Source organism: Kitasatospora sp. NPDC023118 (assembly GCF_055560875.1).
On sequence record NZ_JBVHHW010000077.1, the window covers coordinates 1 to 5,020 of the forward strand.

Sequence of the window (5,020 nt, forward strand, 5' to 3'; positions counted from 1 at the left end):
GCCTACACCAACGCATGGAAAGCAGGCAACACCCGACGCGGCAACGCCACAACCGAACAGGCCCGGCCCCGCCGCCCCAACACCCGGAGCGGCGGCGCCTTCTCCACCCGTCCGACAAGGTCAACTCCCCGGCCCGCCCACGCATAGGAAGTCAGCCCCGCCGACTTCGTTGCGACTGACCCGCGGACCCGCGGACCGTGCGCGGGGCCCCCGGGCGCCGGAGGCGCCTTTCGCGGCGCGCACGCCCTCAGGCGGCCAGGGCCTTCACGAGGCCGTCCAGGGAGTGCAGGACGTGGACGCCCTCGGCGACCGGGGCGGCGGAGGCGGTACGGTCGAGCCAGAAGGCGGTCAGGCCCGCGTGGCGAGCGCCTTCGGCGTCGAGGGCGTAGTCGTCGCCGACGTAAGCGACTTCACAGGGGGCCAGGCCCAGGGCGGCGCAGCCGGCGTGGAAGATGCCGGGGGCGGGTTTGGGCTCGCCGTACTGGTCGGAGCAGACGAGGACGTCGGCGACGTGGTCGAGCAGGCCGATGGCGCGCAGTTTGCGGCGCTGGTGGTCGGCGTCGGAGTTGGAGACGATGCCGAGCCGGTAGTGGGGGGCGAGTTCGGCGAGCGCGGGGGCGGCGTCGGGGAAGGCGGCCCGGGCGGCGTCGCGGTGGGCGGCGTAGCCGGCGAACCAGGCGGCGGCCTGCTCGTCGGTGAGGTGTCCGGCGCCGGGCTGGCCGAGGTCGGCGAGGAACTGGCGGGTGCGTTCGCACTGCTGGCCGCGGAAGGTGATCTCCCGGGCGAGGAAACGCGCGTAGTGGGTCTTTGTGACGGTGCGCCACCGGGTGAGCGCCGCTTGCGGGGAGGGGAAGGCGTCGAGCAGGCCGGTCTCGCGCAGGTGGGTGAGGATGCCGGCCTCCTCGGAGCCGGAGTAGTCGAACAAGGTGTCGTCGACGTCGAAGAGCACGCCCCTGATCGGCATGAACCGTCCTTTGTGTTTCGATCCGTACCGGAAGACCCTACGCGACGCGCAGCGGCGGTGTCGGGTCCGGCTGCCGGTGGGGCCCGCGCTCTCAGGCCGCGGTGGCCGCCGCTGACAGCAGGGCGTCGAGCAGGCCCGGGAAGCGGGCGTCGAGGTCGGTGCGGCGCAGGCTGACGAAGCGGTTGCGGCCGGCGACGCGGGTGGTGGTGACGCCGGCTTCGCGCAGGACGCGCATGTGGTGGGAGACGGTCGACTTGTGGAGGTGGTCCAGGCCCAGGTCGCGGGGGGCGCAGGAGTGTTCGGCGCCGTCGGCGTAGCTGAGCAGCAGGCGCATGCGGACGGGGTCGCCGAGGGCGTGCAGGACCGTGACGAGGTCGATGTCGGCGGTGGCGGGCTGGGGAAGCCGCTCGTCTTCGGTCATGGGTTCGGCTCCGGTCCTCGGGTCTCGGCGGGGCGAGACGGCGGGCGACAGCAGGAATGGTTTGACAATCATCCACCAATCCCCGATTGTTTGGCGAGTATCAAACTGTTCCATGTTCGTCCAACAATAGCTTCGGGGGGCTTTCCCGTGCCCGTACGCCTGCTCCTGCTCGCCCTCGGCACCTTCGCCATGGGCACCGACTCGATGGTCGTGGCCGGCATCCTCGGCCCCCTGCGCGCCGACCTCGGGGTGTCGGTGGGCGCCGCCGGCCAGCTGGTCACCGTCTTCGCGCTCGGCTATGCGCTGCTGGCCCCGCCGCTGGCCGCCGCCACCGCCCGCTGGCCGCGCCGGCGCCTGCTGCTGAGCGCGCTCGCGCTCTTCAGCGCCGCCAACGCGCTCAGCGCCCTCGCCCCCACCTACGGGCTGCTGCTGGCCACCCGGGTCCTCGCCGCGGCGGGCGCCGCCCTCTACACGCCGACCGCCAACGCGGTGGCCACCACCCTGGTCGCCCCCGAGCGGCGCGGCCGGGCGCTGGCCACCGTACTCGGCGGCATGACGGTGGCCACCGCGCTCGGCGTGCCGCTGGGCACCTGGATCGGGCGCGCCGACTGGCGGCTGACGATGTGGCTGGTCACCGCGCTCGGCCTGGCCGCGCTGGCCGGACTCGCCGTGCTGCTGCGCGACCTGCCCGCCCCCGCCGCCGCCCCCACCCTGGCCGCCCGCCTCGCCCCGCTCGGCCGGCGCCGGGTGCTCGGCGCCGCCGCCACCACCCTCGCCTTCTTCCTCGCCTTCCAGAGCGTCTACATCTACCTGGCCACCGCCGTCTCGGGCGCCACCGACGGGAACGCGAACCGGCTCAGCCTGATCCTGCTCACCACCGGCGTGATGTCGGTGGCCGGCAGCTGGCTGGGCGGACGCCTGGTCGACCGCGCCGGAGTGCGCCGGGTGCTGCTGGCCGGCTCCGCCCTCGCCGCCGCCGCCTTCGCCGCGCTGCCGTGGCTGGGACGCAGCATGCCGGGCTCGCTGGCGTACGCGGTGGTGGTGCCACTGGCGGGATGGGCGGTGTCGGTGGCGCTGCCACACCGGCTGGCGTCGATCGACCCGGGACACGCGCCGCTGCTGATCTCGTTGAACAGCAGCGCGCTGTACCTGGGAACGGCGGCGGGAGGTGTGGCGGGGTCGGCGGCGATCGCGGTACTGGGAGAACGGTGGTTCCCACTGGCGGCGGCGATGCTGGCGCTGGTGGCGTGCGCGACAGCAGCGGCCACCACACGCGACCGGCACAGCACAGCGCCGACCACGGCGGAGGCAGCGGGGACGGAGGCGGCGGCGGGGGCCACGGCGACGGCGACGGCAGCGGGGGCGGCGACGGCAGCGGGGGCGGCGACGGCAGGGGCAGCGGCGGAGGCGGGGACGACGGCGGCGGGGACGGCCGAGCCGGTGCGGGCCTGACAGGCCGTACGGGGCCGGCGTCCCGGCCCCGTACGGCTTTGCGTCCGCCTCGGCCGCGTCAGCCGCCCAGGACCTCCCCCACCAGGGCCCGGGCCTCCTCCTGCACCCGCGCCAGGTGCTTGTCCCCCAGGAACGACTCGGCGTAGATCTTGTACACGTCCTCGGTGCCCGAGGGCCGGGCGGCGAACCAGGCGCTGTCGGTGCACACCTTGAGGCCGCCGATCGCCGCCCCGTTGCCGGGCGCGTTCGACAGCACGGCGGTGATCTTCTCCCCCGCGAGTTCCCCGGCCGTGACCTGCTCGGGCGCGAGGCGGGCCAGGCGGGCCTTCTGCTCGCGGTCGGCGGGAGCATCCACCCGGGCATAGGCGGGCTCGCCGTGGCGGGCGGTCAGCTCGCGGTAGCGGGCGCTGGGGGTGGCGCCGGTGACGGCGGTGATCTCGGAGGCGAGCAGCGCCAGCAGGATGCCGTCCTTGTCAGTGGTCCACACCCCGCCGTCACGGCGCAGGAACGAGGCGCCCGCGCTCTCCTCGCCACCGAAGCCGATCGAACCCTCCAACAGACCCTCGACGAACCACTTGAAACCGACCGGGACCTCCAGCACCCGGCGGCCAAGGCCGGCGGCGACGCGGTCCAGCATCGAGGACGAGACCAGCGTCTTGCCCACCGCCGCGTCGGCAGGCCACTCGCCGCGGTGGCGGTAGAGGTAGTCGACGGCCACCGCCAAGTAGTGGTTGGGGTTCATCAACCCCCCGTCGGGAGTGACGATGCCATGCCGGTCGGCGTCCGCGTCATTGCCGGTGGCGATCGCGTACTCCTCCCGACGGCCGATCAGCGAGGCCATCGCAGACGGCGAGGAACAGTCCATACGGATCCTGCCGTCCCAATCCAGCGTCATGAAGCGCCAGGTCGGATCAGTGACCGGATTGACCACGGTCAGGTCCAGACGGTGCGACTCGGCGATGCGCGCCCAATACGCCACCGACGCCCCACCAAGCGGGTCCGCGCCGATACGAAGCCCCGCCGCCCGCACCGCGTCCAGATCCAGCACCGAAGGCAGGTCCTCAACATAGGCACCCAGATAGTCGTAGCGCCCGGTGGTGGCCGCGGCCAGAGCCCGCACATACGGGACCTTCCTCACCCCGCGCAGGCCCTCACGGATCAGCTCGTTCGCACGATCCTGAATCCAACCGGTCGCCTCCGACCCGGCGGGGCCGCCACTGGGCGGATTGTACTTGAAACCACCGTCACGCGGCGGATTGTGCGAAGGCGTCACCACAATGCCATCCGCCAACGCCCTGGGACTGCGCCGATTGTGAGCCAAGATCGCATGCGAAACCGCCGGAGTGGGGGTATAGCCATCCACGGAATCAACCAACACCCGCACCCCATTAGCCGCCAGCACCTCCAACGCCGTCACCCTCGCCGGCTCCGACAACGCGTGGGTATCCGCACCCAGGAATAGCGGCCCAGCCACCCCCTGCCACACCCGATACTCACAGATCGCCTGCGTAACCGCAGCAACATGATCCTCATTGAACGCCGCGTCCAAGGAGGAACCCCGATGCCCCGACGTCCCGAACACCACCCGCTGCGCCACCTCCTGCGGATCCGGCCGCAACGCGTAATACGCCGTCACCAACCGCGCCACATCCACCAGATCACCGGACCGCGCCACCTGCCCCGCCCGTGCGTGCACCATCCACCACCTCCCGCCGAAAAACCCCGAGACACACAACCCAACCACCACCCCCCGCCCCCACCGATCGTAACCAGAACCGGTCCAACCACACCCCCAACCACCGAACACAAACAGCCACACCAACCCAGACACACAGCCCGGCCCAGACAGGCAGCTGCTCGCGGCACCCAACCAGGGCCGACGCGGTCAAAAAAAACCAGCCGCGAACCGCGTCACCCGTCACCCGACACCCGACACCCGACACCCGACACCCGACCAGACCCTCACACGCGAACGGATCGACGACCACCAACACCACAACCACCACCCGGCCCCACCCCTCCACCAGGCCGCCATCGCACAAGCCCGCCCGACCAGCCGCGCCGGCACGCAACCCGGCACAGGCCACGGCGGGTGCGGCCCTCGCTCCTGTCCGACCCTCGGTCACCGGGCGTGCGGGGGCAGGCGCGAGCAGTAGGATCGGCGACGTTGTCACCCGTACACC

At 72.5% G+C, this 5,020-nt stretch carries 4 protein-coding genes; 1 reads left to right on the forward strand and 3 read right to left on the reverse strand.

What is annotated here, in order from left to right; genetic code table 11:
• Positions 1 to 247: 247 nt before the first annotated feature.
• Both ACZ3UD_RS37500 and ACZ3UD_RS37505 read right to left on the reverse strand, forming a co-directional pair.
• A complete protein-coding gene (locus ACZ3UD_RS37500) occupies positions 248 to 964 on the reverse strand; it encodes an HAD family hydrolase (protein ID WP_465598539.1) in 717 nt (238 codons plus the stop codon).
• A 91-nt stretch (positions 965 to 1,055) separates the two neighbouring features.
• Positions 1,056 to 1,385 carry an ArsR/SmtB family transcription factor gene (locus tag ACZ3UD_RS37505; protein ID WP_465598541.1) on the reverse strand — a complete coding sequence of 110 codons (330 nt, stop codon included), beginning with the start codon at positions 1,383 to 1,385 and terminating at the stop codon, positions 1,056 to 1,058.
• Positions 1,386 to 1,532: 147 nt separating this feature from the next.
• Here ACZ3UD_RS37505 and ACZ3UD_RS37510 point away from each other — a divergent pair, with 147 nt between their 5' ends.
• The gene (locus ACZ3UD_RS37510; protein ID WP_465598544.1) at positions 1,533 to 2,837 is read left to right on the forward strand and encodes an MFS transporter; all 1,305 of its coding nucleotides are present in this window, start codon (positions 1,533 to 1,535) and stop codon (positions 2,835 to 2,837) included.
• A 58-nt stretch (positions 2,838 to 2,895) separates the two neighbouring features.
• Here ACZ3UD_RS37510 and pgm read toward each other — a convergent pair whose 3' ends face one another.
• Entirely contained in the window at positions 2,896 to 4,536 is a 1,641-nt protein-coding gene (pgm, locus tag ACZ3UD_RS37515) for a phosphoglucomutase (alpha-D-glucose-1,6-bisphosphate-dependent) (protein ID WP_465598547.1), read from the reverse strand.
• Between the last annotated feature and the right edge of the window lie 484 nt (positions 4,537 to 5,020).